This is a genomic window from Fontimonas thermophila (assembly GCF_900113085.1).
In the GTDB taxonomy this organism is placed as follows: Bacteria; Pseudomonadota; Gammaproteobacteria; order Nevskiales; family Nevskiaceae; genus Solimonas; species Solimonas thermophila.
On sequence record NZ_FOOC01000002.1, the window covers coordinates 223,410 to 247,573 of the forward strand.

Annotated in this window: 24 protein-coding genes; 9 read left to right on the forward strand and 15 right to left on the reverse strand. The window is 63.2% G+C overall.

The window, feature by feature from the left end; all coding sequences use genetic code 11:
* From BMZ48_RS02745 to BMZ48_RS02755, 3 genes are read right to left on the reverse strand one after another with little or no spacing between them, the layout of a single operon-like run.
* On the reverse strand, positions 1-1,173 hold the full coding sequence (locus tag BMZ48_RS02745; protein WP_091531461.1) for a cystathionine gamma-synthase: 1,173 nt from the start codon (positions 1,171-1,173) through the stop codon (positions 1-3).
* Positions 1,170-2,021: an HAD family hydrolase gene (locus tag BMZ48_RS02750; protein WP_091531465.1), complete on the reverse strand. Its 852-nt coding sequence runs from the start codon at positions 2,019-2,021 to the stop codon at positions 1,170-1,172. The genes BMZ48_RS02745 and BMZ48_RS02750 overlap by 4 nt, the downstream gene beginning before the upstream one ends.
* A gap of 13 nt (positions 2,022-2,034) precedes the next feature.
* Positions 2,035-3,402, reverse strand: a complete 1,368-nt coding sequence (locus BMZ48_RS02755; RefSeq protein WP_091531469.1) for a pyridoxal-phosphate dependent enzyme — start codon at positions 3,400-3,402, stop codon at positions 2,035-2,037.
* A gap of 79 nt (positions 3,403-3,481) precedes the next feature.
* Between BMZ48_RS02755 and orn the strand changes: the two genes are divergently transcribed.
* Positions 3,482-4,036 carry an oligoribonuclease gene (gene orn, locus BMZ48_RS02760; RefSeq protein WP_091531472.1) on the forward strand — a complete coding sequence of 185 codons (555 nt, stop codon included), beginning with the start codon at positions 3,482-3,484 and terminating at the stop codon, positions 4,034-4,036.
* A gap of 41 nt (positions 4,037-4,077) precedes the next feature.
* Here the strand turns inward: orn and BMZ48_RS02765 are convergent, their stop codons facing one another.
* The 7 genes from BMZ48_RS02765 to BMZ48_RS02795 all read right to left on the reverse strand — a co-directional run bounded on the left by BMZ48_RS02765 (position 4,078) and on the right by BMZ48_RS02795 (position 12,058).
* Positions 4,078-5,406, reverse strand: coding sequence for an ATP-binding protein (locus BMZ48_RS02765; RefSeq protein ID WP_091531476.1), 1,329 nt, complete (start codon positions 5,404-5,406; stop codon positions 4,078-4,080).
* A gap of 25 nt (positions 5,407-5,431) precedes the next feature.
* Positions 5,432-6,109: a response regulator transcription factor gene (locus tag BMZ48_RS02770; protein ID WP_091531479.1), complete on the reverse strand. Its 678-nt coding sequence runs from the start codon at positions 6,107-6,109 to the stop codon at positions 5,432-5,434.
* A 20-nt stretch (positions 6,110-6,129) separates the two neighbouring features.
* Entirely contained in the window at positions 6,130-6,441 is a 312-nt protein-coding gene (locus tag BMZ48_RS02775) for a hypothetical protein (protein WP_143383603.1), read from the reverse strand.
* Positions 6,442-6,597: 156 nt separating this feature from the next.
* Positions 6,598-7,152 (reverse strand): glycine zipper 2TM domain-containing protein, encoded by a 555-nt coding sequence (locus BMZ48_RS02780; protein ID WP_091531487.1) that lies wholly within the window; start codon positions 7,150-7,152, stop codon positions 6,598-6,600.
* Positions 7,153-7,276: 124 nt separating this feature from the next.
* Positions 7,277-8,635, reverse strand: coding sequence for a DUF1329 domain-containing protein (locus BMZ48_RS02785; protein ID WP_091531489.1), 1,359 nt, complete (start codon positions 8,633-8,635; stop codon positions 7,277-7,279).
* A 73-nt stretch (positions 8,636-8,708) separates the two neighbouring features.
* Complete coding sequence (locus BMZ48_RS02790) at positions 8,709-11,048, reverse strand: efflux RND transporter permease subunit (protein ID WP_091531490.1); 2,340 nt, start codon at positions 11,046-11,048, stop codon at positions 8,709-8,711.
* Positions 11,049-11,059: 11 nt separating this feature from the next.
* Positions 11,060-12,058: an efflux RND transporter periplasmic adaptor subunit gene (locus BMZ48_RS02795; protein ID WP_200769483.1), complete on the reverse strand. Its 999-nt coding sequence runs from the start codon at positions 12,056-12,058 to the stop codon at positions 11,060-11,062.
* Positions 12,059-12,261: 203 nt separating this feature from the next.
* Here BMZ48_RS02795 and BMZ48_RS02800 point away from each other — a divergent pair, with 203 nt between their 5' ends.
* Entirely contained in the window at positions 12,262-12,906 is a 645-nt protein-coding gene (locus tag BMZ48_RS02800; RefSeq protein WP_091531496.1) for an HD domain-containing protein, read from the forward strand.
* A 36-nt stretch (positions 12,907-12,942) separates the two neighbouring features.
* On the opposite strand, the gene BMZ48_RS02805 is transcribed toward BMZ48_RS02800, so the two are convergent.
* From BMZ48_RS02805 to BMZ48_RS02820, 4 genes are read right to left on the reverse strand one after another with little or no spacing between them, the layout of a single operon-like run.
* Entirely contained in the window at positions 12,943-13,320 is a 378-nt protein-coding gene (locus BMZ48_RS02805; protein ID WP_159431054.1) for a PspC domain-containing protein, read from the reverse strand.
* Complete coding sequence (gene pspB, locus BMZ48_RS02810; protein ID WP_143383604.1) at positions 13,307-13,570, reverse strand: envelope stress response membrane protein PspB; 264 nt, start codon at positions 13,568-13,570, stop codon at positions 13,307-13,309. The genes BMZ48_RS02805 and pspB overlap by 14 nt, the downstream gene beginning before the upstream one ends.
* 36 nt (positions 13,571-13,606) lie before the next feature.
* Positions 13,607-14,299 (reverse strand): phage shock protein PspA, encoded by a 693-nt coding sequence (gene pspA, locus BMZ48_RS02815; RefSeq protein WP_091531503.1) that lies wholly within the window; start codon positions 14,297-14,299, stop codon positions 13,607-13,609.
* A 27-nt stretch (positions 14,300-14,326) separates the two neighbouring features.
* Positions 14,327-14,608 (reverse strand): hypothetical protein, encoded by a 282-nt coding sequence (locus tag BMZ48_RS02820; RefSeq protein WP_091531507.1) that lies wholly within the window; start codon positions 14,606-14,608, stop codon positions 14,327-14,329.
* A 184-nt stretch (positions 14,609-14,792) separates the two neighbouring features.
* Between BMZ48_RS02820 and pspF the strand changes: the two genes are divergently transcribed.
* A complete protein-coding gene (pspF, locus tag BMZ48_RS02825; protein WP_234981492.1) occupies positions 14,793-15,839 on the forward strand; it encodes a phage shock protein operon transcriptional activator in 1,047 nt (348 codons plus the stop codon).
* A 51-nt stretch (positions 15,840-15,890) separates the two neighbouring features.
* Here the strand turns inward: pspF and BMZ48_RS02830 are convergent, their stop codons facing one another.
* The gene (locus BMZ48_RS02830) at positions 15,891-19,004 is read right to left on the reverse strand and encodes an efflux RND transporter permease subunit (protein WP_091531511.1); all 3,114 of its coding nucleotides are present in this window, start codon (positions 19,002-19,004) and stop codon (positions 15,891-15,893) included.
* 372 nt (positions 19,005-19,376) lie between these two features.
* Here BMZ48_RS02830 and BMZ48_RS02835 point away from each other — a divergent pair, with 372 nt between their 5' ends.
* The 6 genes from BMZ48_RS02835 to BMZ48_RS02860 all read left to right on the forward strand — a co-directional run bounded on the left by BMZ48_RS02835 (position 19,377) and on the right by BMZ48_RS02860 (position 24,032).
* The gene (locus tag BMZ48_RS02835; RefSeq protein WP_091531514.1) at positions 19,377-20,531 is read left to right on the forward strand and encodes a flagellin; all 1,155 of its coding nucleotides are present in this window, start codon (positions 19,377-19,379) and stop codon (positions 20,529-20,531) included.
* A gap of 87 nt (positions 20,532-20,618) precedes the next feature.
* The gene (locus tag BMZ48_RS02840) at positions 20,619-20,969 is read left to right on the forward strand and encodes a flagellar protein FlaG (protein ID WP_091531518.1); all 351 of its coding nucleotides are present in this window, start codon (positions 20,619-20,621) and stop codon (positions 20,967-20,969) included.
* 26 nt (positions 20,970-20,995) lie between these two features.
* Complete coding sequence (fliD, locus tag BMZ48_RS02845) at positions 20,996-22,330, forward strand: flagellar filament capping protein FliD (protein ID WP_091531522.1); 1,335 nt, start codon at positions 20,996-20,998, stop codon at positions 22,328-22,330.
* A gap of 64 nt (positions 22,331-22,394) precedes the next feature.
* Complete coding sequence (fliS, locus tag BMZ48_RS02850) at positions 22,395-22,778, forward strand: flagellar export chaperone FliS (protein ID WP_091531524.1); 384 nt, start codon at positions 22,395-22,397, stop codon at positions 22,776-22,778.
* Entirely contained in the window at positions 22,779-23,363 is a 585-nt protein-coding gene (locus BMZ48_RS02855) for a PilZ domain-containing protein (protein WP_091531527.1), read from the forward strand.
* A gap of 30 nt (positions 23,364-23,393) precedes the next feature.
* A complete protein-coding gene (locus BMZ48_RS02860; RefSeq protein ID WP_091531529.1) occupies positions 23,394-24,032 on the forward strand; it encodes a response regulator in 639 nt (212 codons plus the stop codon).
* Positions 24,033-24,164: the final 132 nt, after the last annotated feature.

Below are 24,164 nucleotides of genomic sequence, written 5' to 3' on the forward strand. Positions count from 1 at the left end.
CTACCCGCGCAGGGCCTGATCGAGATCGGCACGCAGGTCTTCGAAATCCTCGATGCCCACGGAGAGGCGGCAGAGCGCATCGCTGATGCCGAGCGCGGCACGCCGGTCCGGGGGGACGCTGGCGTGGGTCATGATCGCGGGATGTTCGATCAGGCTCTCGACCCCGCCGAGCGACTCGGCAAGCGCGAACAGCTCGCAGCGCTCGAGAAAACGTCGGGCTGCTTCGAGCCCGCCTTTGAGTTCGACCGAAATCATGCCGCCATAGCCGCGCGGCATCTGCCGCTGGGCGAGCCGATGTTGGGGGTGTGAGGACAGGCCCGGGTAGTGCACGCGCGCGATTTTCGGATGCTGCTCCAGCCATTGCGCGAGTGCCAGGGCATTATCGCAATGCCGTTGCATGCGCAGTCCCAGTGTCTTGACGCCGCGCAAGGCCAGAAAACTGTCGAACGGACTGGCCACGGCGCCGACGGCGTTCTGCAGGAACGCGAGCCGTTCGGCGAGAGCCGGATCATCGCCGACGATGAGCAGGCCATTGACGACGTCCGAATGACCGTTGATGTATTTCGTCGCCGAATGCATGACCATGTCGAAACCCAGCTCCAGGGGCCGTTGCAGATACGGGCTCGCGAAGGTGTTGTCGGCCACCGTCAGTACGCCATGACGGCGGCCGATTGCGGCGATGGCGGTCAGATCCGCGAGCTTGAGCATGGGATTGCTTGGTGTTTCCACCCAGATCAGCCGGGTCTTGGGACGGATCGCGGCCTCGACGTTCGCGGGATCGCGCATGTCCACATAGCTGAACGTCAAGCCTGCGCTCTTTTCGCGAACCCGTGCGAACAGGCGATAAGTGCCGCCGTACATGTCATCGGCGGCGATCACGTGTGCACCCGGTTCGAGCAAGTCGAGTACGGTGGCCGTCGCTGCAAGGCCCGAGGCAAAGGCAAACGCGCGTTTGCCACCCTCGAGATCTGCCACGCAGCGCTCGTAAGCGAAGCGTGTAGGGTTCTGCGTGCGCGAGTATTCGTAGCCTTTGTGGATGCCGGGGCTGTCCTGGACGTAGGTGGATGTTGCGTAGATCGGCGGCATGATCGCACCGGTCGAGGGATCGGGCGCCTGGCCGGCATGGATGCAGCGGGTGAAAAACCCCATGGTCGTGGTGCTCATCGGTGTCATCCTTGGTAAGTCCGCGCTGCCAGCGCGATGTCGGTGGCCAGGCTGCGCACGGCCATGACGAGAAAATTGGACAGGTCGGAATCCTCTGCGTAATTCGCCGCGTGCAGATTGGCGACACGGCCGTCGCGCACGAACTGGAAAGCCGATCCCCATTTGTCCTCGCGGTGACGGTCGTAAACCGCAATCGGGATGCCGCCGTGCTGTCTGAGCAGGGAAAAGCAGGGGATGTCGGTATAGCCATCGCCGACGAAAATCATCTGCCGGAACGGCACGCGAATCTGCTCCGGTGACAGTTTGCGGTTGACCTCGAAGGGCCGACCGACGTGATCCGGGCCGATCAGACCTTTTTGCACGTGGAACAGATAGCGTGTCTTGTCGGTGAAACTGATCACCCGGCGCACGAATACCGCTTGGCCGTCACTGCCGTAGTGGAATTCCGAGGCCCAGATCTGGGTGAACTCATGCGCGATCCGGGTTGCGCGCAAGACATCGCCGATCCCGCTGGAAATCACGTAGAACTCGAGCTGCACGCGCGGGTGGGTCTCGCGCACGGCGGCGCGTAGCCGCGCAAACAGTGTCTCCACGCCCGGGTGCAGCGGTGCCCGTCGCCCCCAGTCGGCGAGCCGCTCACGGGTGATCGGGGGGATACACCCGCTACGGCCGGCTTCGATCATGCGATAGAGATAAGCCGGCACGGGATCCCAGTCCTCGCGCGTGATCAGCGGATCGACTTCTTCCTTCCAGAACCGGCTGGCATCGACGAGTCCGCTGTGGCGCAGAAAGCCGGTCGTCGTATCTGGTGCGAGCGTATCGTCGAAATCGAAAACGACGGCAATCGTTTCGTGCATGCCATTACAACCGTTACAACTGTTTGCGTAGGTAATTGAGCAGATCGATGCGGGTGATCAGGCCGAGGAATCTGCCCTGGTCGGCAACGATCGCGACGTGATCGCGGGCGAATATGGGCATCAGCTCGCTGATCGGCGCATCGGGGGCCACCGTTTCCAGTTGCGTGACCATGGCCGTGGCGACGGTGTCCTTGAAGCGATCCGGATCGAGATGGACATGCTGGACGATGTCCGATTCGTCGATGATACCGACGATGCGCTCGCCATCCATGACGGGCAGTTGCGAGATGTCGAACAGTTTCATGCGCCGATAGGCGTGCAGCAACGTATCCTCGGGCCGTACCGTGACCGCCGAGCCCTCGGCATAGCGGCGGACGATCAGATCGACGAGGGTGCCTTGGCGCGGACGCTCGAGCAGCCCCTGGTCGAATAACCAAAAATCGTTGTACATCTTCGACAGATACTTGTTGCCACTGTCGCAGACGAAGGTGACGACGCGCCTGGGCGCAGTCTGCTCGCGGCAATAGCGCAGTGCGGCGGCCAGCAAGGTACCGGTGCTCGAGCCAGCCAGAATGCCCTCGCGGCGCAGCAGCTCGCGCGCGGTCTCGAAGCTTTCACGGTCGCTGATTTCGTATGCCTTGCGCACGCGCGACAGATCACAGTTCGGGGGGACGAAATCCTCACCGATACCCTCGACCAGCCAGCTGCCGGCCTGTTTCTGGATCGACCCGGTGCGTACGACGTCGGCCAGCACCGACCCTTGCGGATCGGCGAGCACCATTTCCACGTGCGGTGCGACACGTGCAAAGTAACGCGACAGTCCGGTCAGCGTGCCGCCGCTGCCGACGCCGCAGACGACGGCATCGAGCATCTGGTCGGTCTGCGCCCAGATTTCCGGGCCGGTGGTCAGCTCGTGCGCGAGCGGATTCGCGGGATTGGCGAACTGGTTGACATAAAAGCTGTTCGGAATCTCGCGACTCAAGCGCTCGGCCATGTCCTGGTAGTAGTCGGGGTGTCCCTTGCCGACGTCGCTGCGTGTGATTCGGCATTCGGCACCGAGCGCCTTGAGGTGCAGCACCTTCTCCTGGGCCATCTTGTCGGGGATGACCAGGATCAGGCGATAACCTTTCTGGGCTGCGACCAGGGCGAGCCCGAGCCCGGTATTGCCCGCGGTGGCTTCGATCAACGTACCGCCGGGCTGGATGCGGCCTTCGCGCTCGGCGGCTTCGATCATCGACAGGCCGATGCGGTCCTTGATGCTGCCGGTCGGATTTTGGTTTTCGAGTTTTACGAACAGCCGGCATGGGCCGGTGTCGAAGCGCTGGAGCTCGATCAGCGGGGTGTTGCCGATCATGCCGAGAATGCCGCCGCGACCAGTCATGTTCTGCCTCTGCGCGATATTCTTGCCGGGGTGGGGTCGGTCAGCCGAAGATATCACCCGCTCGCTGCCATTGCCTGAGATGAGTCCCGACCCCAGCCACTTGATCTGGATCGATCTGGAAATGACCGGGTTGATTCCGGAGCGCCACCGCATCATCGAGATCGCGACCATCGTCACCGACGCGCATCTGAACGTGCTCGCCGAGGGGCCGGTGATCGCCATCCATCAGCCGGAAGAAGCGCTCGCGGCGATGGATGAATGGAACACCCGCCAGCACGGCGGTTCAGGCTTGATCCAGCGCGTGCGCGACAGCCGCATCGATGAAGCCGAAGCCCAGGCGCTGACGCTCGACTTTCTGGCGCGCTGGGTGCCCCCCGGCAAGTCACCGATGTGCGGCAACTCGATCTGCCAGGACCGTCGCTTCCTCGCACGCTGGATGCCCGAGCTGGAACGGTATTTTCATTACCGCAATCTCGACGTGAGCACGCTCAAGGAACTGTGTCTGCGCTGGGCGCCGCAGCTGGCCCAGGGCGTGAAAAAGAGTTCCACCCATCTTGCGCTCGACGACATTCGCGATTCGATCGACGAGCTGCGGTATTACCGCGAGCACTTTCTGCGTCTGCCCCCGGTTTGAGCCGGCGTGGATTTTGGTTCACGGTGGAGGATCATGCCCGGTCAGTGCACGGGCAGGACGACAACCACCTTGCCGCCGCCGAGTTCAGAGCGCTCCAGATGCAACTGCCCGCCGTAGGCCTGCACGATCTCGTCGACGGCAGCCAGACCGAGCCCCTGACCCGGTACACGGGTATCCGCCCGTGCGCCGCGGCGCAAGAGCCGGTCGGCATCGGGGGGGAAGCCCTCGCCATCATCTTCGACCACGATCAGGCACTGGCGATGCGCGTTCAGCGCGCTGATGCGCACCCGGGTGTGGCCGTACTTGGCAGCATTGTCCAGCAGGTTGCCGATCAGGTCGTAGAGGTCGCCCTGATCGGCCCGCACGCGCAGTGTTTCGGGAATCTGGTTCTCAATCTGCAGGTTCTTGTCCGCGTACACCTTGGCGATCGCACTGAGTAGCTTGTCGGCGAGCCCGCGCAGCGCCACCGGCTCGGTCAGCGTGCGTGTGCCGACGGCAGCGGCCCGGCGCAATTGGTGATCGACGATGTGTTGCATGCGATCGACCTGCTCGTGGATCTGACGCCGGTGTACCGGATCCAGATGGGCCTCCGCCGTCAGTCCGCGCAGGACCGCGAGCGGCGTTTTGAGCGTGTGCGCCAGATCGCCCAGCGCATTGCGGTAGCGCGTTTGCTGATTCCGTTCGTTGACGATCATCGCGTTGAGATCGCGGGTGAGTGGCTGCAATTCGTCGGGATACTGGCCGGTGATCTGCGTCTGCTCGCCGCGTTCGATCTGCTGGAGTTCATATGCCAGACGGCGCAGCGGCGCCAGCCCCCAGCGCAGCAGCACCAGCAGCATCAAGGTCAGCGCGATCAGCGTTGCGCCCAGCCATCCCCAGAGCGTGCGCCGGAACACGCCGACCTGGCGGTCGAAGGCCGTGGCGTCTTCTAGCACGACGACGGTATAGCGCCGCGGATCGTCCGATGCATCGATCCAGCGCAGGCCAAAGCTCAGCGAAAAGGCGTGGAGATCGTCGCGACGGTCGAATCGCCATTCGCCGACCTGGGGCAGTTGCGGTGGCGTCAGGCGCAAAGAATCGGACGAGCTCCAGGCGATCGCGCCGTTTTCGTCGAGCAGAGCGGCCTCCAGACCGGACAGCGGCTGGCGCAGGCGCGGGTCTGGCACGGCGTCGAGCGCGATCGTCAGCCCGCCGGCGGCATTCGTCGATGCCGCGCCGAGCAATGAGTAGACGAGTGTCTGCAGTTTGTCCTGCTGGGCCTGCAGCAAGCCGCCGATGAAAGCGCGTTCGAGGATCAACCCGGCCAGGCTGCCGAAAGCCGCGAGGATCACCGCGGCCGCGACCAGCAGCCGGCCGCGCAGCGAGTTCATGGCGTATCCCGTCCTCCGGGCGGATTCAGTTGCGCGGCAAGTCCCAGCGGTAACCTGCGCCGCGGATCGTCGTGATCGGATTGTAGCGGCTGTCCGGATCGAGCTTGGCTCGCAGCCGGCGGATGAAGACCTCGATGACGTTGCTGTCCCGCTCCTCGTCTTCGGCATAAAGATGCTCGGTCAGCTCGGCCTTGGAGATGACCTTGCCGGCGTGCATGACCAGGTATTCCAGGACCCGGTATTCGTAGCTGGTGAGATCCACCGGTTTGCCATCGACCGTCACGGTCTTGGCGCTGGTGTCGATGACGTAAAGACCGGAGACGAGCCGGGCCGAGGTCCAGCCGCCGGCACGACGCAGCAATGCCCGCACGCGCGCAATGAATTCCTCGCGGTGGAAAGGCTTGACCAGATAGTCGTCGGCGCCGGCTTCGAGACCCTCGACCTTGCTTTGCCAGCCATCGCGCGCGGTCAGGATCAGGATCGGGTACTTGCGCCCGCTGGCGCGGGCCCGGCGGATGATGTCGATCCCGGGTGTGCCGGGCAGGCCCAGATCGATGACGGCGACGTCGGCCGGATATTCTTGGGCCATGTAGGCGCCCTGGTTTCCATCGCTGGCGGCGTCCACGACGAAACCATCCGCAGTGAGAAAGCGTACGACTTGCTCGCGCAACGCCGGATCGTCCTCGATGACCAATGCGCGCATGGGTTGTTCGTCCAATGGAATCAGGGTGTGACCGAGTAGATACGGACTTCGCCGTCTTTGAGTACTTTCACACGATAGCCCAGACCATCGGGCTGTACGGCCAGGATGCGGCCGCCATGCTGTCGCTGCACCTGCCGCGCCGCCTCCGCAGGCGTCATGGCGGGCTGCATCATCGGCAGTGCCTGGCGCCCATCCCGGGGCGGTACAAGCCCCGGCGCGACCAGCTCCGGTTCCGGGATCCGCTCGGGCGGACGATCACGGTCGACCTTGCCCCGGGCGAAGGCGAGCGGCGCGGCCGCGATCAAGCACAGGATGAGAAGCAATCTGCGCATCGAACCGGTTGAATGTGTTCGGACATCGGTCATGCGTGTGCATGCCGCGCAGTTTTTGCACAAATGCGCCGGTTTGTGCATCCCCCCAGATGCGCCGGTCCGCGCAGACGCGTGTCTTCACCACGGGCAGCAAGAGAGCAGGGCATCATCGCCGGATCAGTACCGGGCATATCCGACCGGACGGACATCGACCCGGATCGCGATGCGATCGCCCGGATCGTATGGCATACGCGTGTGATAAAGGCGCCCGTTGTAGCGATAAGTCACGTCGTAGCCCTCGATACGCTCCTCGTAGCGGGTCTCGTAGGCGGTGCTGCATCGCCGTTCGTAACCGATGCGCTCGCGCACGGGCGGGGTATGCTGCACTGCGATCTGATGGCCGATGCTGGCGCCGATGAGGGCGCCGACCGCCGTAGCCGCATCCCGGCCGCGTCCCTTGCCGAACTGATGCCCGGCGACCCCACCGGCGATGGCGCCGATGAGTGCGCCGCTGGTCCCGCTGTCGGTCCAGTACCCACCACGGCCTGGGTAGACGACGCGCTCGTCCCAGCATTCCCGCAGGGGCTCCTCGATGCGCACGCTGCGGTATATCGGTGTGGCACGGATTACCTTGGCGTACTCGATGTCCTCGTAGCGGCGGTGATCGGCATGAGCAAGAGGGGCGGCTAGCGCGATGGCCATTGCGATGACACCGGGCATGGATCGGTTCATGGCTGACTCCACATAAGGCCGCCTGACACGACAGGCTTGTGACAAGCCTAGACTGCCGAGCTGAATTCGTACTGAACTTTAGACACCGTGCGGCCGGCCATTTCGGGCGATGGTGGCACAGCCGTCATTTCTGTGAGGTGGTTGCGAACTTCTTGAGCGTGGCGGGCGTGAAATAGCCGGGGTCTTTTTCCCAGTCGTATTCGATCATCTCACGCTCCTCGTTGGTGAGGTTGATCGCCACGTAACGGCGCGATTGCAGGTCATAGTGCACCTGCACCCCGTTGACCACGACCGGGACGTTGGCGAAAGCGATCGAATGTGACTCCGCCGTCCGCCAGAACTGGTTGCGTTCATCGTACATGTCTTGCAGGTGGACGATCCAGGAATCTTCGTCCAGGTAGAAGGTACGACGTTTGTAGCGGTGTGCGAATCCAGGCTTGACTTCGGCCTCGATGACCCAGACGCGGTGCAGCTCGTAGCGGGCGAGATCCTGATTGATGTGACCTTTGCGGATGATGTCTTTGTATTTGAGCGTCGGGTCGTAGAGCTTGTAGCTGTTGTACGGGATGATCATCTCCTTCTTGCCGAGGAGCTTGATCGTGTATCGGTCGAGCGGGCCGTTGAACATGTCGATCTGGTCGTGCGTCATCAGCCCGTCGAACAGGGGATTGTCGTAACCGACTTCGCCAATGCGTCGCGCGCGACCGACGCTGTTGTTATAAACCCAGACGCCGGTTTGATCCTTGATTCGGTCGATCGGTACGTGCAGCAGATGCGCTTCGCCGGCCTTGTTAGGTGGCGCAACGGTCTTGGTGAACGCGTAGAGATTCATTCCCTTGAGCGACTCGACCGTCGATTTGACGTTGTTGTATACGTAGGTGAGCTCGAGATAGTCGCGCTGGACGACGAAAGACCCGTCGGCAGCGGTGGCCGCTGCGTTGACATAGCCTCTGTAGCCGCGCGTGTTGTAGCGCATGATGTGGTTCCACATCACCTCCGTGCCGTTTTTGGGGATCGGGAAGGGGTATCCCTGCGCCGTGCAGCAGAAGCCATAGCCCTCGTTGACCAGTTCCACCTTCGTCGCATTGTCTTTCGTGGCCTTGTAGAACCAGTCCGGATAAGACGCCGAGCGGCGGGTGGGGTAAACGATCATCTTGTAGTCCGGAAAGGTTCTGAACAGCGCCTTGTAGCCTTCGGTGAGCACGTCGGCATATGCGGCGACGTTCTGTGCTGTGATCACGAACAAGGGTTTGTCTGCCGCATAGGGGTTTTCGCCCCGTTTCATTTCCCGCTGCGGCAGGCCGCCGGTCCATTCGGGGATGCGGCCGTCGGCCGATGGACCGCGCTCGGCGCCGATGGGGGTCAATTCCCGATCGAGCTTCGCGGCTTCGGCGGCCGATACCTTGGCCTGGACATGGGCGGTCGCAAGCAGCAGCGTCAGGCTGCACAGACAGAGAAGCAGAGAACGGATCGGTCTTGGCATCGGATGGTCTTACGCCAAAGTGGCGCGTCTCCTCGTCGTTTTGGTTGCTTTGAGCTTCGCGCGGGATCGAAGTTCAGGCCGTTCGTCGTGATGGCAGAATCAGGTAGGCTAGGGCAGGCAGCAGCAGAATCGCGCCGAGCAGATTGGCGCTGAACATGAATAGCAGCAACAAGCCCATGTCGGCCTGGAACTGCAGCCCGGAAAACAGCCAGGTACAGACGCTCACGATCAGAGAGGCCGAGGTGAAGATCACGGCTTTGCCGGTATGCCGCAATGCCTCAAAGTAAGCGGCTTGCAGATCATGTCCGCGATTGAGTTGTGCGGCAAGGACGCTCCACAGGTAAATACTGTAATCAACCCCGATGCCGACACCAAAGGCAGCAACCGGCAGAGTGGCCGGCTTCATGCCAATCCCGAGCGTTGCCATCAGTCCATAGGTGAGCAGCGAACAGAGCACGAGGGGCGTGAGGATGCAGACGACGCTGGCTACGGTGCGAAAGGACAGCCAGGCAAACAAACCCAGAGTCGCGTGCACCCAGATGATGACCAGAAGCTCACGGGCCCGGATCTCCTCGTTGGTCGCCGCCATCACACCGATGTTGCCGGAGGCAAGCGCGAAGGTCACACCGCTGCCGCGGTTTTCGGCGTCGAAGCGCTTGACCCGTTCGATCACGCGGTCGATGGTCTCGGCGCGGTGATCGGTCGTGAACACCAGTACCGGCATCACACTGCAGTCGGGGTTGTGCAGACCCAGTGCGGTCGGTACCGGCGCGACCAGCGGAGCCAGTGCCGCCTGATTGCGTGGCAGCACGCGCCATTTCGGTGCTTCTTCGAACCAGCCCGCTCGCACCTGGCGGGCGATCATCGGCAATGACGATACCGATTGCACGCCTTCGGTGTTGCGCATATGCCAAGTAAAGCGGTCGATCGCTTCCATCTTCACCGGATCGACACAGCCTTGTTCGCCGGCGATCGCGAGCACTTTGAGTAAATCGACGCCGATCGCGAAATGCGCGGCGATCGTGCGTGAATCCTGGTTGTAGCGGCTGTCCGGCCGCAGCTCGGGTACCCCAACCTGGCTGTCGCCGACCGTGAGCTGCGGGTACATGGACAGCGCCCAGAGCAGCGCGGCGGCAGCGCCGGCGAGGGTAACGCGCGCATACGGGCCTGTTGCGAACACGGACAGATGCCGCCACACCCGATCCCCGATGTGGGCGCGCCGTTGCGCACGATGCCGGAATTTTTCGATGTCCGGCAGGCGGACCCAGGACAGCACGATCGGCAGCATCAGCTTGTTGGTGACGATCACCGCGGCCATGCCCATCGCCGCGTTGAGCGCCATTTCGCGCACGATCTCGATCTGGATGAATGCGAGGGTTGCAAAGCCGATGACGTCGGTGACGATCGCGACCGTGCCGGGGATGAACAGTCGGCGAAACGTCTCGACCGAGGCTTCGTACGAGTCGCGTCCGTTCTCGGCGACCTCGTGCCCCCAGGCATTGATGTACTGGACGCCGTGAGATACGCCGATCGACAGGATCAAGAATGGCACCAGGATGGCGAATGGGTCGAGCCCGAAACCCGCCAGGCGCAGCAGGCCCAGCTCCCAGACGACGGCGGTCAGTGCCGCACCCAGGGGTAGCAGCGACAGCCTGAAAGAACCGCAGAACAGCCACAGCAGCGCCATCGTCAAGAGCAGCGCGATGCCAAAGAAGGCCGCGACTTCGCCACTGGCGTCGGTCACGTCCCCCACCACCTTGGCGAAGCCGATGATATGGATGCCGATCGTCTCGCTTTCGTAGCGACGCCGGATGTCCTCGAGCTGGGCGGCGACACGGACGTAGTCCAAGCGCTCGCCCGTCGTCGGATCGTGCTCGAGCAATTCGGCGACGACCATCGCGCCGCGCTGGTCGGCAGAGACCAGACGCCCGATGATGCCGGCCTTGCCGACGTTCTCGCGGATCAGCGCAAGGGTTTGCGGCGTGGGCCGGTAGTTGCGGGGCACCACATCGCCCGAGGCAAAACCGCCCTCGACGACTTCGATGTAACGCACCCCAGGGGTGAACAGCGAGGTCACCCGCGAACGATCCACACCGGGCAGGAAGAACACCGCGTCGGTGACCTGGCGCAGAGTCTCGAGAAAGTGGGCGTCGTAAATGTCGCCACCGTCACGGCGCAGCAGCGCGATCGAAATCAGGTTGGCACCGCCGAAAGCCTGTTCGTACTGCTTGAAGATCTGCATGTACGGATGCTGGAGCGGGATCTGCTTTTCGAAGCCCGCATCGGGTTCCAGGCGCAGCGCCAGCATGAACATCCAGACCGTGAATGCCAGCAAGATGGCGAAATTCAGCCGACGCCGTTCATACACGAGCGGCACGACGAAGGCGAGGATGCGCGTGGCGGTTGGTCCCATCGCCAGAGATCCTATTGCTCGTGCACGGGAGTGCCGTCACTCAAACGCTGCAATCCGGCGATGATCAGGCGCTCGCCGGCGCGCAGGCCGTCTAAGACTTCCGCTTCGCCAGGGATGCGCAGCCCGACGCGGATCTCGCGCAGGCGGGCGCTGCCGTCGTCGACGACATAGACGAATTGCCGCTCACCGCGCGGGAAGATCGCCTGCTCCGGAATCACGATCGCATCCGCTTTGTGCCCGAGTACGAGCCGCACCCGCGCGAACTGGCCCGGGCGCAGGCGCCCCTCGGGATTGGGCAGACGGGCGCGCAATGCGATCGAGCGCGTGGTGTCGGCGATCCGTGGATCAATCGCATAAACCTCGCCAGAGAAACGCTCGCCGGGATAGGCATCGACCTCGACCGCCAGCGTCTGGCCGACGCGGAGCATCGGCAGTGCGCTCTCATCGATGCGCAAATCCACCTTCACCCGGTCCATCGCTTGGAGATGGACCAGATCCTGGCCCGGGGCGACGTAATCGCCGGGGCTGACCTGACGCAACCCAGCGACGCCGGAGAAAGGCGCGAGAATGCGGGTCTTATCGAGCCGTGCCTGGGCCAGGGCCATCGCTGCTTTTGCGGCATCGAAAGCCGCGGCGGCCTGGTCGCGTTCAGCCTGGGCAACGAGTTTGCGCGCAAACAACTCGGTGGCGCGTTCGAAATTGCGCTGGGCCAGCACGAGACTGGCGCGGGCCTGGTCCAGCTCGGCGCGGTAGATCGCATCGTCGAGCGCAAACAACAGCTGGCCAGCCTTGACAGCCTGCCCTTCGGCAAAGCCGATGTGCGCGATGCGACCGGCAATTTCTGGACGGACGACCACCGATTCGTCTGCGCGGATGCTTCCGACCGCGACGAGTTCATGCGCCAGCGGCCGCGCCGACACCGTGTGCACTTCGACGGGGACAGTCACGCGCGCAGGCGCTTCGGCGGCACCCGGCGATTCGCCGCTGCAGCCGGCGAGCAAAGTGATCACGGTAGCGAATGCTGCACCGGCGGTGAAGAACCGGGGGCATCGACGCACGACGTGACCGAAGGGAGGATGACGGGAGTGGCTACGCACCCTTTGATTCTGAAGCATAGCGCCGGTTTCTGTCTCGGGTTGCTCAAGCTTGCCGCTTGGATGCCGATGCAATGGCGGGGGCTGTGTCCACGGCAGTCCGTTCCACGGGATGGAGCATGGCCAATCTCGCGCGCTGGAATGAGATCTTCGCAGAGCTGGGATTGCCGGCCGATCCGGAGGTCCATGCCGAGTTGCGCTGTCGCTACAGCGGGCCGGGTCGCGCCTATCACAACCTGCACCACGTCTGCGAATGTCTGGATCTCTTCGAGCGTGTGCGCGCACACTGCGTCCACCCGCAAGAGGTGGAGCTCGCGCTCTGGTTTCACGATGCCGTTTGTGATGCGCGCCGCAGCGATAACGAACTCCGCAGTGCCGAGTGGGCGGTGGCGGTTTTGCGCCGGGTTGGCGCGGATCCGGGCACGGTGGAGCGGGTCTATGGGCTCATTCTGGCAACGGCGCCGCAGGTCGATCCAGTGACGGAAGATGAATGCCTGATCGCGGACATCGATCTGGCGATTCTGGGGGCACGGCCACGGCGATATGAGGCTTATGAGCGCGAGCTACGGCAGGAGCATCACCATGTGCCCCAGACGCTGTACACAACCATGCGCAAGAAAATCCTGCGCGATTACTTGCAGCGGCCGCAGCTATACCACACCGAGTGGTTTCGGAGCCGCTACGAGACGCCGGCCCGCGGCAATCTGCAGCGCATGCTGCGGCGCCTGACCGGCGGCGGTGTGTCGGCCATTGGCATCGAATGAACGGCGGTCACCGGGCGCCGCGGCGTTCCACGCAGCTCAGCCCTCGAGTTTGCGCAGCTCCCGGCGCAGTTCAAAGTCGCGGCTGGCCACGCAGTCCTCCATATGGCGCAGCCGCTGTTCGAGACGTGAAAACCGGAGTTTGAGCGTGGTGATGTCCGGCGTATCCGGTGTACGCGCAGAGGCAGGTCCATCGCCCGGCTCCATCAGGTACCAGAGCGCGAGATAAATCACGCCCACCGGGAAGAAGCCGCCCAAGATGAAGCCTGCCGCGAAGAGCAGGCGGATCAGCTTGACGTTCCAGTCAAAAAACTCGGAAAGACCCGCGCAGACGCCGGCGATCCAGCCCTGCGCCGGCAAGCGGCGCATGCGCCGGAACAGGCTGATCTCGTCGCGCAGGCGGTTACGGACGGTCATGGTATTTGTTTCTCCAACCGGGCGATTCGGCATCGAGAATCTGCTCCAGCGCCTCGATGCGTTGTTCCATGCGCTCGGCCAGGGCGATGAGTTCGGCATGGGCAGACGCACTGGCCGTTTGCGCATCGCGCTGATGGCGTCTGCGATCGATAACGGCCGCGTATATGAAATACATCACCATCCCCGGCATGATGACGAAGATGCAGATGATCGCGACCAGCGGAACCAGCTCTTCCGTCAGCGCTTCCACACGAGTTTCCCCACTTAAGTGGTGTGAGAGGGCCGATCAGCCACCGGCTTTGTCGTCCGGGCCCGGGGCATCGGACCGACCGAGTCTGGCTTTCAATTTTGCCAGCTCCGCCTCGATCTTATCGTCGGATTCGAGTCGTGCAAATTCGTCCGTGATGCTGCGTGTCCCGAGATCGTAGGCCTCGAGCTCGGCTTCCATGCGATCGATTTTGCCCTCGTATTGTTCCATGCGCAGCATCGCATCGGCCATCTTGCGGTCGCTGATCTGGGTCTTGACCTTCAGGCGCGAGGCGACCGATTGCTGGCGCAGGATGATGGATTTCTGGCGCTGGCGCGCATCGGCGAGTTTGGCTTTGAGCTTGTGGGTGTCTTCGTCGAGTTTGGCGAGTTCTTCGGTGACGTGGTCGAGTTCTTTTTCGATGGAGGCTCGTTGCTCGGCCAGGCGTTGACGCACGCCGAGCGCGGCGCGTGCCAGATCCTCGCGGTTTTTGCTGACCGCCAGTTCAGCCTTGCGTTCCCAGTCGTCGATCTCGGCCTGCAGCCGTGCGATCGTGCGTTCCAGCTCCTTTCTGCGCGCCAACGTGCGTACCGCCATCGAGCGGACTTCAACGAGCGTGTCTTCCATTTCCTGAATGATCAGGCGGACCATCTTCTCTGGATCCTCCGCCTTGTCGAGCATGGCGTGGATGTTGGAATTGATGACGTCCGAAAGGCGGGAAAAGATGCCCATGGGATGGCTCCGATGAAACGTGACGGATCAGCCGTCAAGATCTTGCGCAGTGGTTTCAAGCGCAGACGTTTGCGCTGACGGCGCAGAAACGTCTTGCGGCGACCACCACGACCTGAGGGTGCGCTCGAGCTCCTCGCGCAGTTCATGGCGGATCTGGAGGAGCGCGGCATTACCCTGAGCGGCGATGATCCGGCCAATGCCGGTGACGACGGAAGGGGTTGTGCCATCCCCCGCTACGGCCATGGCGGGGCTGACGAGGGTTGCCGTCATAACGAGCGTGTACAGGCGCAGCGAGGCAAAACGGTTCATGGCGGGCTCCTGGAGTCCAGCGGTAGTACCACCCTCATAGCCAAGGTCATGCCAACCTGCTGTCTTTTTGTAACACCTTGATGTTAAAAGAACTCATCAGTGCGGATCCGGGCTGCCCGCAGTGGCTTGCGATATTTTCCGCCATCAAGTGGCAGATTTAGCCACTTTGTGAGATGATTCCGCCATGGACGTGGATGCCCGCGATGCGCCCGAGCCGATTCTTGGGCAGTCCGACAATTTCCTCGCGGTTCTGGAACGCATCTCGCGGGTTGCGCCGCTGCGCAAGCCGGTTCTGATCATCGGTGAACGCGGTACGGGAAAAGAGTTGATCGCAGCGCGGCTGCACTACCTGTCCGAGCGCTGGGCGCGGCCGTTCGTGAAATTCAACTGTGCGGCGCTCAACGAGGAGCTTCTCGAGTCCGAGCTGTTCGGCCATGTTGCAGGTGCTTACACCGGAGCGGCACGTGCGCGCGTCGGCCGTTTCGAGCTCGCCCATGGTGGCACTTTGTTCATCGATGAGCTCTCGTCGATGTCCCTGCGCCTGCAGGAAAAGCTGCTACGCGTCGTCGAGTATGGTGAATTCGAGCGGGTCGGATCGAGCGAGACGATCCGCGTCGATGTGCGTCTGATCGGGGCCGCGAACGTCGATTTACCGGCGCTCGCCCGCGCCGGGCAGTTCCGCGAGGACTTGCTTGACCGGTTGTCCTTCGACGTAATCACCGTGCCGCCGTTGCGCGAGCGGCGTGAGGACATCCTGCTGCTCGCGCGGAAATTCGCCGAGACTATGGCGGCCGAACTCGGTCGTGAGTATTTTGCCGGCTTCTCTCCCGCAGCCGAACGCGCGCTGCTGGAATATCACTGGCCCGGCAATGTGCGCGAGTTGCGCAACGTCGTCGAGCGCGCGGTGTATCGGCTCGACAACGCCCGGCAAGTCGTCGAGCACATCGAGTTCGATCCGTTTGCCTCGCCGTACCGGCCACGGACGCGAGAGAGCCCGCCGCCAGCATCTACTGCCATGACCGCGTCACAGGCATCCACCACGGTGGCCGACGCCGATCCGGCCTTGCCGCTCGACTTCGCGCGGACGGTTGCCGAATTCGAGATGCGCCTGCTGCGCTGCGCGCTCGCGTCGGCACGCTACAACCAGAAAAAAGCGGCCGAGCTGCTGCGGCTCAGTTATCACCAGTTTCGCGGCCAGTTACGCAAGTACAAATTGCACGATGTCTCGTGAAGACATCGACACATGCGGTTCTGGACTGACGCTAGCAACACGCATCCTGCTTCATACGATCTCTTCGCTGCTTTGCCGTATCTGGCTGTGCAGGCGCGCTGCATGGCGCCCCGGCGAGCCGGTGCGCCGGCACAGCAGACCGTAGAACACCGGCACGATGTACAGCGTCAGCACCGTCGAGAAAGCAACGCCGAAGAAAATCACCACGCCGAGGATTTGGCGCGCTTCCGCGCCGGCACCGGAGGCGAGGATCAGCGGCACGGCGCCGGCGATCGTCGCGAACGAGGTCATCAGGATCGGGCGTAGGCGGATGCGGCTGGCTTCGATGAGCGCGTCATCGAATGCATGGCCGGCATCACGCAACTGGTTGGCGAATTCAACGATCAGAATGCCGTTTTTTGCCGCAAGCCCAATCAGCATGACGATGCCGATCTGCGAGTAAATGTTCAGCGTCATGTCCAGCGACCACAACGCCGCCAGCGCGCCGAAGATCGCAAGCGGCACGGTCGTCATGATCACGATCGGATGGATGAAGCTCTCGAACTGCGCACCCAGTGCGAGATAGACGATCAGCAAGGCCATGGCAAAAGTGAACACGACCGCTGATCCTGCGTCGCGGAATTCGCGCGAATCACCGCGATACCCGATCTGCACCGTATCAGGGAGTTCCTCGCGAATGATCGACTCGAGGTCATCGAGGGCCTGGCCCAGCGTGTAGCCGGGCGCGAGCGCAGCGCTGATCGTGATCGCGCGCATGCGGTCGAGACGGTTGTATGCCGCCGCCGCGGCGGATTCGCGCATCTTGACGAGGCTCGACAGCGGCACGAGCGATCCGTCGCTGGCGGCGCGCACGTAGATGTCCGACAGATCGGCAGGCGAGCGGCGTGCGTCATCCGGTGATTGCAGGATGATGTCGTACTCCTCGCCGTTGCGCTCGAAGCGCGTGACCCGGCGGTCGCCCATGAAGGTTTCAAGGGCACGGGCGATACTGGCCACCGGCACGCCCAGATCCGCCGCGCGCGCGAGATCCACCTCGAGCTCGATCTGCGGCTTGTTTTCCTGATAATCCGAATCCAGGCGCAGTAATCCGGGGATTGCACGCGCGCGCTGTAAAACCCGATCTCGCCACTCGGCCAGCTCCGCATAGTGGCTACCGCCGATGGCGATCTGTACTGGCACGCTTGATCCGCCAACGCCGAATCCGGCGCGCTGAAAAATGCTGATGCGGACACCGGTGAGATCGCCGAGCTTGGCAACGTAATCTTCGGCGATCTGCTGGGAACTGCGCGTGCGTTCGTCCCAAGGTGTCAAGGTGACGATGAACCGCGCCGTGTTGATTTCTTCGCCACCTCCGAAATCGGGGATGCGGGCGATGATACGCTCGATCTCGCCCTGGCCGAGCTGCGCCATAATGCGAGCTTCGATCTGGTCAACATACGACTCGGTGTAGGCAAAACTCGCGCCCTCGGGCGCGCGCACCCCGATAAAAAATCCGCCCCGGTCTTCCGGTGGCGTGAATTCCTCCGGGATGAGCCGCAACAGAAAGATCACGCCAACGACCAGTGCAGCCAGCACCAGAACCGATATCGTCCGATGCGGCAGGATGCGGCGCAGCGACGCCTGGTAGGCGTTCGACAGTCGTTCGAAGCCTCGTTCCAGCGCATCGAGCACCCGGCTGCGATGGTCATTCTTGCGCAGCAGCGCGGCCGACAGCACCGATGACAAGGACAGCGCGACGATCGACGAGCACGCGACCGCGCTGGCCAGCGCCAGCGCGAACTCGCGAAACAGCCGGCCGATGTTACCTTGCAAAAACCCAATCGGCACGAATACCGCACACAACACCACGGTCGTCGCGATGACTGCGAAACCCACCTCGCGCGTCCCCCGGAATGCCGCGAGCAGCGGCGGCTCGCCCAGTTCCAGCCGGCGGTGGATGTTCTCGACGACGACGATGGCATCGTCCACGACCAGGCCGATCGCGAGCACCAGTGCGAGCAGGGTCAGGATGTTGATCGAAAAATCGAACAGATACAGAAACAGGAAAGACGCGATCAACGAGATCGGTACCGTCACCGCGGGTACGAGGGTCGCACGCACGCTGCCCAGGAAAAGCAACAGCACGACGATCACGCTCGCTGCGGCGATGATCAGGGTCATCATCACCTCATCGAGCGATGCGGCGATGAATGCCGAGGAGTCGTAATTCATCTCGAGCTTCATGCCCGCGGGCAGTGTCGGCTGCAATTGCCGCATCACCGCGCGGATGCCCTCGGCGACTTCCAGGGTATTGGCTTTCGAGGTTTTGATCACGCCCAGCCCTAGCGAGCTGACGCCATTGGCCTTGAAGCTGCCACGTGGGTCTTGCGGGCCGAGCTCGATGCGTGCGATGTCACCCAAGCGGACCGGAAAACCGTCGGCGCCACGGGATATCACGAGCTCGGCGAAGTCTTCCGGGGTGCGGAATGGTCGCGCCGTGCGCAGCGTGAACTCGCGCTGTTCGGACTCGATGCGGCCAGCAGGTCGCTCGATGTTCTGCTGGACGAGTGCGTTCTCGACGTCTTCCGCTGTCAGTCCGCGGGCAGCCAGACGTGCGCGGTCGAGCCAGATACGCATTGCATAGCGCTGGGCACCGCCGAGGCGGATTTCCGCGACGCCGGGTACGCTCGTGAAGCGGTCGACCAAGTACCGCTCGGCGTAGTCGGTGAGGGCCATGCCATCCAGCCGGTCGCTGGTCAGCACCATCCATAGGATGGGGCTTGCGTCTGCATCGGCTTTGACGACTTCCGGTGGATCGGCCTGATCCGGCAGATCGTCGATCACGCGCGAGACGCGATCCCGCACATCGTTGGCTGCAGCGTCGATGTCCCGGGCGAGCGAGAACTCGATCGTGATCTGCGAACTGCCATCGCGCGAGGAAGAAGAAATCGAGCGGATTCCCTCGATACCGGAAATGCGGTCTTCGATGACCTGTGTGATTTGGCTTTCGACGATCTGTGCGGAGGCGCCCGGATAACTCGTCCGCACCGAGACGACCGGCGGGTCGATGTCGGGGTACTCGCGGACCGAAATGTTGGCCAGTCCGAATACGCCGAAGACCACCAGCAGCAAGTTGATGACGGTCGCGAGAACCGGGCGTTTGATGGAAATGTCGGACAACCACACGGCGCGGACTCGATGGGGTAAACACGCCGATGATACGCGCTGCGGCATGGACACAGGCAGATCGCGCAAGGGAAATCATGTCGATATCTGACATGGACTGCGCTCTTTTTTTGCACCAGCGGATTCACCGACGGGTGTGCGGATATCCGGAACCCAGCGGCGCCGTGGCCACTATCGAGCTACCCACGAATACCGTTCTTCCGCAGTAGAACGACCGTTTATCCCGTGTCGGCGTTTTCTCTCAAGTTTTTCGCGGGACATCCCGATAAAGGCGGCAACAGCGGCCATCATCGAGCCCGGCAACGGGACCGCTGCGGCAGGACCGGAGCCGGACGGCGCCGGGTCCGGTTTCAGTTCACGAAGGAGCTATCCATGCAAGTGATCAATACCAATGTGATGTCGCTCAATGCCCAGCGCAATCTGACGACCTCGCAGAGTTCTCTGTCCATTTCGTTGCAACGCCTGTCATCGGGTTTGCGCATCAACAGCGCCAAGGACGATGCCGCCGGCATGGCGATTTCCGAGCGGTTCACGTCCCAGATCCGCGGACTCAACCAGGCTCAGCGCAATGCCAACGACGGTATTTCGCTCGCGCAGACCGCTGAAGGCGCCCTCGCCACGGTGACGAGCAATCTGCAGCGCATCCGCGAGCTGGCCGTCCAGTCGTCGAACGCCACCAACACCAATACCGACCGCGCTGCGCTGCAAACCGAAGTCACGCAACTGCTGGCGGAAATCGATCGTGTCGCCAATCAGACCAGCTTCAACGGCGTGAAACTGCTCGACGGCAGCTTCAGCGGTGCCGTATTCCAGGTCGGCGCCAACGCCGGTGAGACCATCACCGTCTCCTCGATCGTCGATGCCAACACTGCGGCGCTGGGTTCGGTGACGCAGAACACCTCTGCGGGTCTGTCGGTTTCTGCATCCACCCTGACCGGATACGCGACGGCGATCGCCGCCGGTGGTGTCACCATCAACGGTGTGGACATCGGTGCCATCGGCGCGGCAACGAGTGCTGCCGAACGTGCCGGCCAGCTCGTCAACGCAATCAACGCGGTTTCGCAGCAGTCGGGGGTCGGAGCCTCGTACGACGCCGCCACCGGCCAGATCACGCTGACCAGCGCCGTGGCGATCACGATCGGAGGCACGACTGACGACGCCACGATCGCCGGTTATGCCAATGGTTCCTTCAGTACGCTGACCACGACCACCGGCATCGACACGCTGAGCGTCGCGTCCTATGCGGCCGCCCAGCTCGCGATCCAGTCGGTGGACAGTGCGCTTGCTACCGTGAACTCGGCGCGCGCCAGCCTCGGTGCCGTACAGAACCGCTTCGAGTCGGTGGTGGCGAATCTCGCCACGACCTCGGAGAACCTCTCGGCAGCGCGTTCCCGCATCCAGGATGCCGACTTTGCCGTGGAGACCGCCAATCTGACGCGGGCACAAATCCTGCAACAGGCGGGTACTGCGATGCTGGCCCAGGCCAACAGCATGCCGCAGAACGTCCTCAGCCTGCTCCGCGGATGAGAGTAGGGACGAACCCCGGGGTGCATCACCCCGGGGCTTCGCCTGGCCACGGAGCACAGGCCGGGGAGCGAGCCGGAGGATCCGGAGATGGTGAATGCGCTGAATGCGCCGAATGCCGTGGTGGCGCCGACCGCACCGTGGGGTGACGGTCGCGTCGCTGCTGCGCCATCCACACACACCATGCCTGTGCCACGACCGCCGTTGACCGCGGAGATACCGGCCACGCCGGAAGATCTCGCTGCGGCTTTGCAAAAACATGCCGAACGTGCAGGGGCGGAGCTGAGCTTCCGCGTCGATGAAGAACTCGGACGGATCGTCATCACCGTACTCGACCGGCGTGATGGCACGATCCTGCGGCAGATTCCGAGCGAGGAGGCGATGCGTATCGCTCGCTACCTCGCCGAGCAGATTTCTCATGTCGTGGACACGGTGGCCTGACCTCAAGCACAGGAGACGACACACCCATGCCTTCGATCACCTCTTCCGGCATCGGCTCCGGTTTGGACATTGCCTCCTTGGTCGCGCAACTGGTGGCTGCCGAGCGTTCGCCGACGCAGACACGCATCACGCAGGCGCAGAACAAGCTCAATGTCCAGCTCTCGGCACTGGGGACGTTCAAGGGCGCGCTGTCCGACGTCAAGGCCAAGCTCGATGCGCTCCGCTCCGATGGTGTGCTCGGTGCGCTCAAGGCGACGGTCTCCAATCCAGACGCCTTCACGGCAAGCGCGACGGCCGCGGCCACGGCCGGCCGCTACGATATCGAGGTCGTTTCACTGGCGCGCGCACACAAGCTCGTCAGTGCCGCCTATCCAGGCGGTGGTGCCACGGTGCTCGGCGATGGCGACGTCGAGATCAGCGTCGGCGGGGAGTCGTTCACGGTCACGCTCGGCGGTGGCGAGAACACGCTCGCGGATCTGCGCAGCAAGATCAACGCGACCAGCGACAATACCGGCGTCAGTGCGACGCTGATCAACACGGATGGCGGGACACGCTTGCTGCTCACTGCCACACGGACCGGCGCCGATCATGCGATCGTCGTCACCAGCGGCCTGGTGTCGTTCACCGAGCAGCAAGCCGCTGCGGATGCGCACGTGCGTATCGAGGGCTACGATCATTTTGCGTCGTCCAACACCATCAGCGATGCCATCGACGGTGTCACGCTCCACCTGACCGGAGCCGATCCCGGCCAGGTACACACGTTGACGCTCGCGCCGGACGATGAGGCGGTCACCAAGGCGGTTTCGGCCTTCGTCAACGCCTACAACGCGGCGGTGACGACAGTCGCCTCGCTGACACGCTATGACGCCGAAAAGCGCAGTGCCGCGCCGCTCACTGGTGATGGTGCCGTGCGCAGTGCGATGCAGAACCTGCGCAACGTTCTTGGGGCGACCGTGGAAGCCGGCAGTTTCGACTATCTCGCCGACATCGGCATCACTACCCGCACGGATGGCACTCTCGTTCTCGATGGCGGCAAGCTGGCGGCTGCCCTTGCCAGCGACCGCGGTTCGGTCGAGCGCCTGTTCACGGCCGAGAACGGCTATGCCGTGCGTCTTGCTACCGTGCTCGACGAGGTGCTGGGCGCTGATGGCAGCATCGGCACCAAGACCGAGGCTCTGCAGGCGCGCCTGCGCGATCTCGACGGCCAGCAGCAGGCGCTCGATGACCGCATGGCGCGTGTGCAGGCGCGCTACCAGGCACAGTTCAGCGCGCTCGATGCATTGATCGCGCAGATGAACTCGACCAGCAACTTCCTGACGCAGCAATTGACCGGTCTGGCCCAGCTCAACAAGCGCTCGTGAGCGCTCAAGGATCGCGCAGCATCGCCGATACAGAGCGCAAGACTGCCGCGATGCCCATCATCCCATGTCCTCCGCTGCCCTCGATTATTACCGCGCCACTTCCGCCCATGCCGGTGTCGAAGCCGCGACGCCGCACAAGCTCGTGGAGATGCTCTATGCCGGCATTCTCGAGCGGTTGATCACCGCGCGTGGGGCCATCGGGCACGGCGACCGGCAGACCAAGCTGCGCGCATTGTCGTCGGCGCTGGCCATCGTCGAGCATTTGCGGCTGAGCCTGGATCATGTATCCGGCGGCGAGATTGCCCGCAATCTGGATGCTCTCTATGACTATATGGGCCGCCGTCTGCTGCAGGCGAACCTGCATGACGACGTCGATGCGATCGACGAGCTCTTGGATCTGACACGGCGCATCAAGTCGGCCTGGGATGCCATCGCGCCGATGGCCTGAATGGACACCGTCATGGAAGGCTTGCTCGATCAGTGGCTCGGTTATCGAGATTGCCTGCCGCTGACGCTCGAACCTCTCGTGGAGCCACCGGGCACCGCACAGCTCGCGCATTGGCACGAACAGAATCTGCGCACGCTGCACGTGATCGCGATTCTCGACGAGCGTCACCAGCGTGGCGAACCCGGCGGGGCGATCGAGAGCGAAATCGAACGTCTGCACCAGAAGCTGGACGTCGTGCTCGAATTGCTCGGGGCGGTGGTGCGTGCACGCCGCGGCGATCTGCCGACGCGACCGGTGCGCCTGAGCCGGGAAGGGCTGAGCTGGCCGGTCGCACCGGATTCGCCTGCGCCGGGCACGCAATGGCTGGCATCCCTCGATCTCCATGGTAGTGCGCCGGCACCACTGTGCTGGCCGGTGCAAATTCTCGGCGTGCACGAGGGTGAGGTCTGCGCCCGCTTCGTCGCCATGACCGACGCACTGGGCGCGGCGATCGAGCGCCTGGTGTTCACCCGGCACCGACGGTCGGTCGCCGGCGCACGTTCGCCGGGTGGTGGCGGCGCGGTGTCAGGAGTCTCCCGACAATGAGCGCGTTGTGGATCACCTGCGAGTCGTCACATGCGCATCATCCTGGCCGACCCCCGAACCCTCGTCCGCGCCGGTTTGAAGCGACTCCTGCAAGAACACACGGATGCACAAATCGTCGGTGAGGTCGCCGACGGCCAGGCGCTGCTGGAGAAGGTCGGGCAACTGCACCCGGACGCCGTGCTCACCGAGATCGAGCTGCCGAAGATCACCGGCATCGAAGCCCTAGTCCAGATCCATCGCCATTATCCCGAGGTCGCGGTGCTCATCCTTTCGTCGCTGACGGATGGTCAGCACGTGCGGGCAGCGCTGCGCCACGGTGCCGCCGGTTTTCTCGACAAGGACGCCGACCCGATGGAACTGCACCTCGCGTTGCGTGCGGTACAACGCAAGCAGATTTATCTGAGCCCCTCGATCTCACATGCCGCGGTCGAGCGCCGTGGCGGCGCCCTGCGCCAGGAGGATCAGGTGATGCTGACGCCCCGCCAGCGCCAGGTTTTGCAGCTCATCGCGCGCGGCAAGTCCACCAAGGAAATCGCCGCACTGATGGGCGTAAGCATCAAGACCGTGGAGACGCATCGTGCGCGGCTGATGAACGCGCTGGGTTTGTACGGCACCAATGCGCTGATGCGCTATGCGATCCGCACGGGTCTGGATTACGCACATCTCTGAAAATTCGGTAGTCGCGTCGGGAATCCGACGTCTGTCAGGTAAAACCTTACTCTCTGTAGGGAAAATCGTGCTTTAGGGATTCTCCCGCTTCCGGGAAGCTGGCTTGGCCAAGTTCGGAACGGAAGGAGAACC

Coding starts and splice junctions, on each gene's coding strand:
- BMZ48_RS02805 (WP_159431054.1), bottom strand. CDS start 13,320: ATGACCGTCCGTAACCGCCTGCGCGACGAGATCAGCCTGTTCCGGCGC.
- BMZ48_RS02820 (WP_091531507.1), bottom strand. CDS start 14,608: ATGAACCGTTTTGCCTCGCTGCGCCTGTACACGCTCGTTATGACGGCA.
- fliD (WP_091531522.1), top strand. CDS start 20,996: ATGCCTTCGATCACCTCTTCCGGCATCGGCTCCGGTTTGGACATTGCC.
- BMZ48_RS02860 (WP_091531529.1), top strand. CDS start 23,394: ATGCGCATCATCCTGGCCGACCCCCGAACCCTCGTCCGCGCCGGTTTG.
- pspF (WP_234981492.1), top strand. CDS start 14,793: ATGGACGTGGATGCCCGCGATGCGCCCGAGCCGATTCTTGGGCAGTCC.
- BMZ48_RS02790 (WP_091531490.1), bottom strand. CDS start 11,048: ATGGGACCAACCGCCACGCGCATCCTCGCCTTCGTCGTGCCGCTCGTG.
- BMZ48_RS02780 (WP_091531487.1), bottom strand. CDS start 7,152: ATGAACCGATCCATGCCCGGTGTCATCGCAATGGCCATCGCGCTAGCC.
- BMZ48_RS02770 (WP_091531479.1), bottom strand. CDS start 6,109: ATGCGCGCATTGGTCATCGAGGACGATCCGGCGTTGCGCGAGCAAGTC.
- BMZ48_RS02800 (WP_091531496.1), top strand. CDS start 12,262: ATGGCCAATCTCGCGCGCTGGAATGAGATCTTCGCAGAGCTGGGATTG.
- BMZ48_RS02785 (WP_091531489.1), bottom strand. CDS start 8,635: ATGCCAAGACCGATCCGTTCTCTGCTTCTCTGTCTGTGCAGCCTGACG.
- BMZ48_RS02775 (WP_143383603.1), bottom strand. CDS start 6,441: ATGCGCAGATTGCTTCTCATCCTGTGCTTGATCGCGGCCGCGCCGCTC.
- fliS (WP_091531524.1), top strand. CDS start 22,395: ATGTCCTCCGCTGCCCTCGATTATTACCGCGCCACTTCCGCCCATGCC.
- BMZ48_RS02755 (WP_091531469.1), bottom strand. CDS start 3,402: ATGACTGGTCGCGGCGGCATTCTCGGCATGATCGGCAACACCCCGCTG.
- orn (WP_091531472.1), top strand. CDS start 3,482: ATGAGTCCCGACCCCAGCCACTTGATCTGGATCGATCTGGAAATGACC.
- BMZ48_RS02765 (WP_091531476.1), bottom strand. CDS start 5,406: ATGAACTCGCTGCGCGGCCGGCTGCTGGTCGCGGCCGCGGTGATCCTC.
- BMZ48_RS02835 (WP_091531514.1), top strand. CDS start 19,377: ATGCAAGTGATCAATACCAATGTGATGTCGCTCAATGCCCAGCGCAAT.
- BMZ48_RS02840 (WP_091531518.1), top strand. CDS start 20,619: ATGGTGAATGCGCTGAATGCGCCGAATGCCGTGGTGGCGCCGACCGCA.
- BMZ48_RS02745 (WP_091531461.1), bottom strand. CDS start 1,173: ATGACACCGATGAGCACCACGACCATGGGGTTTTTCACCCGCTGCATC.
- pspA (WP_091531503.1), bottom strand. CDS start 14,299: ATGGGCATCTTTTCCCGCCTTTCGGACGTCATCAATTCCAACATCCAC.
- BMZ48_RS02855 (WP_091531527.1), top strand. CDS start 22,779: ATGGACACCGTCATGGAAGGCTTGCTCGATCAGTGGCTCGGTTATCGA.
- BMZ48_RS02750 (WP_091531465.1), bottom strand. CDS start 2,021: ATGCACGAAACGATTGCCGTCGTTTTCGATTTCGACGATACGCTCGCA.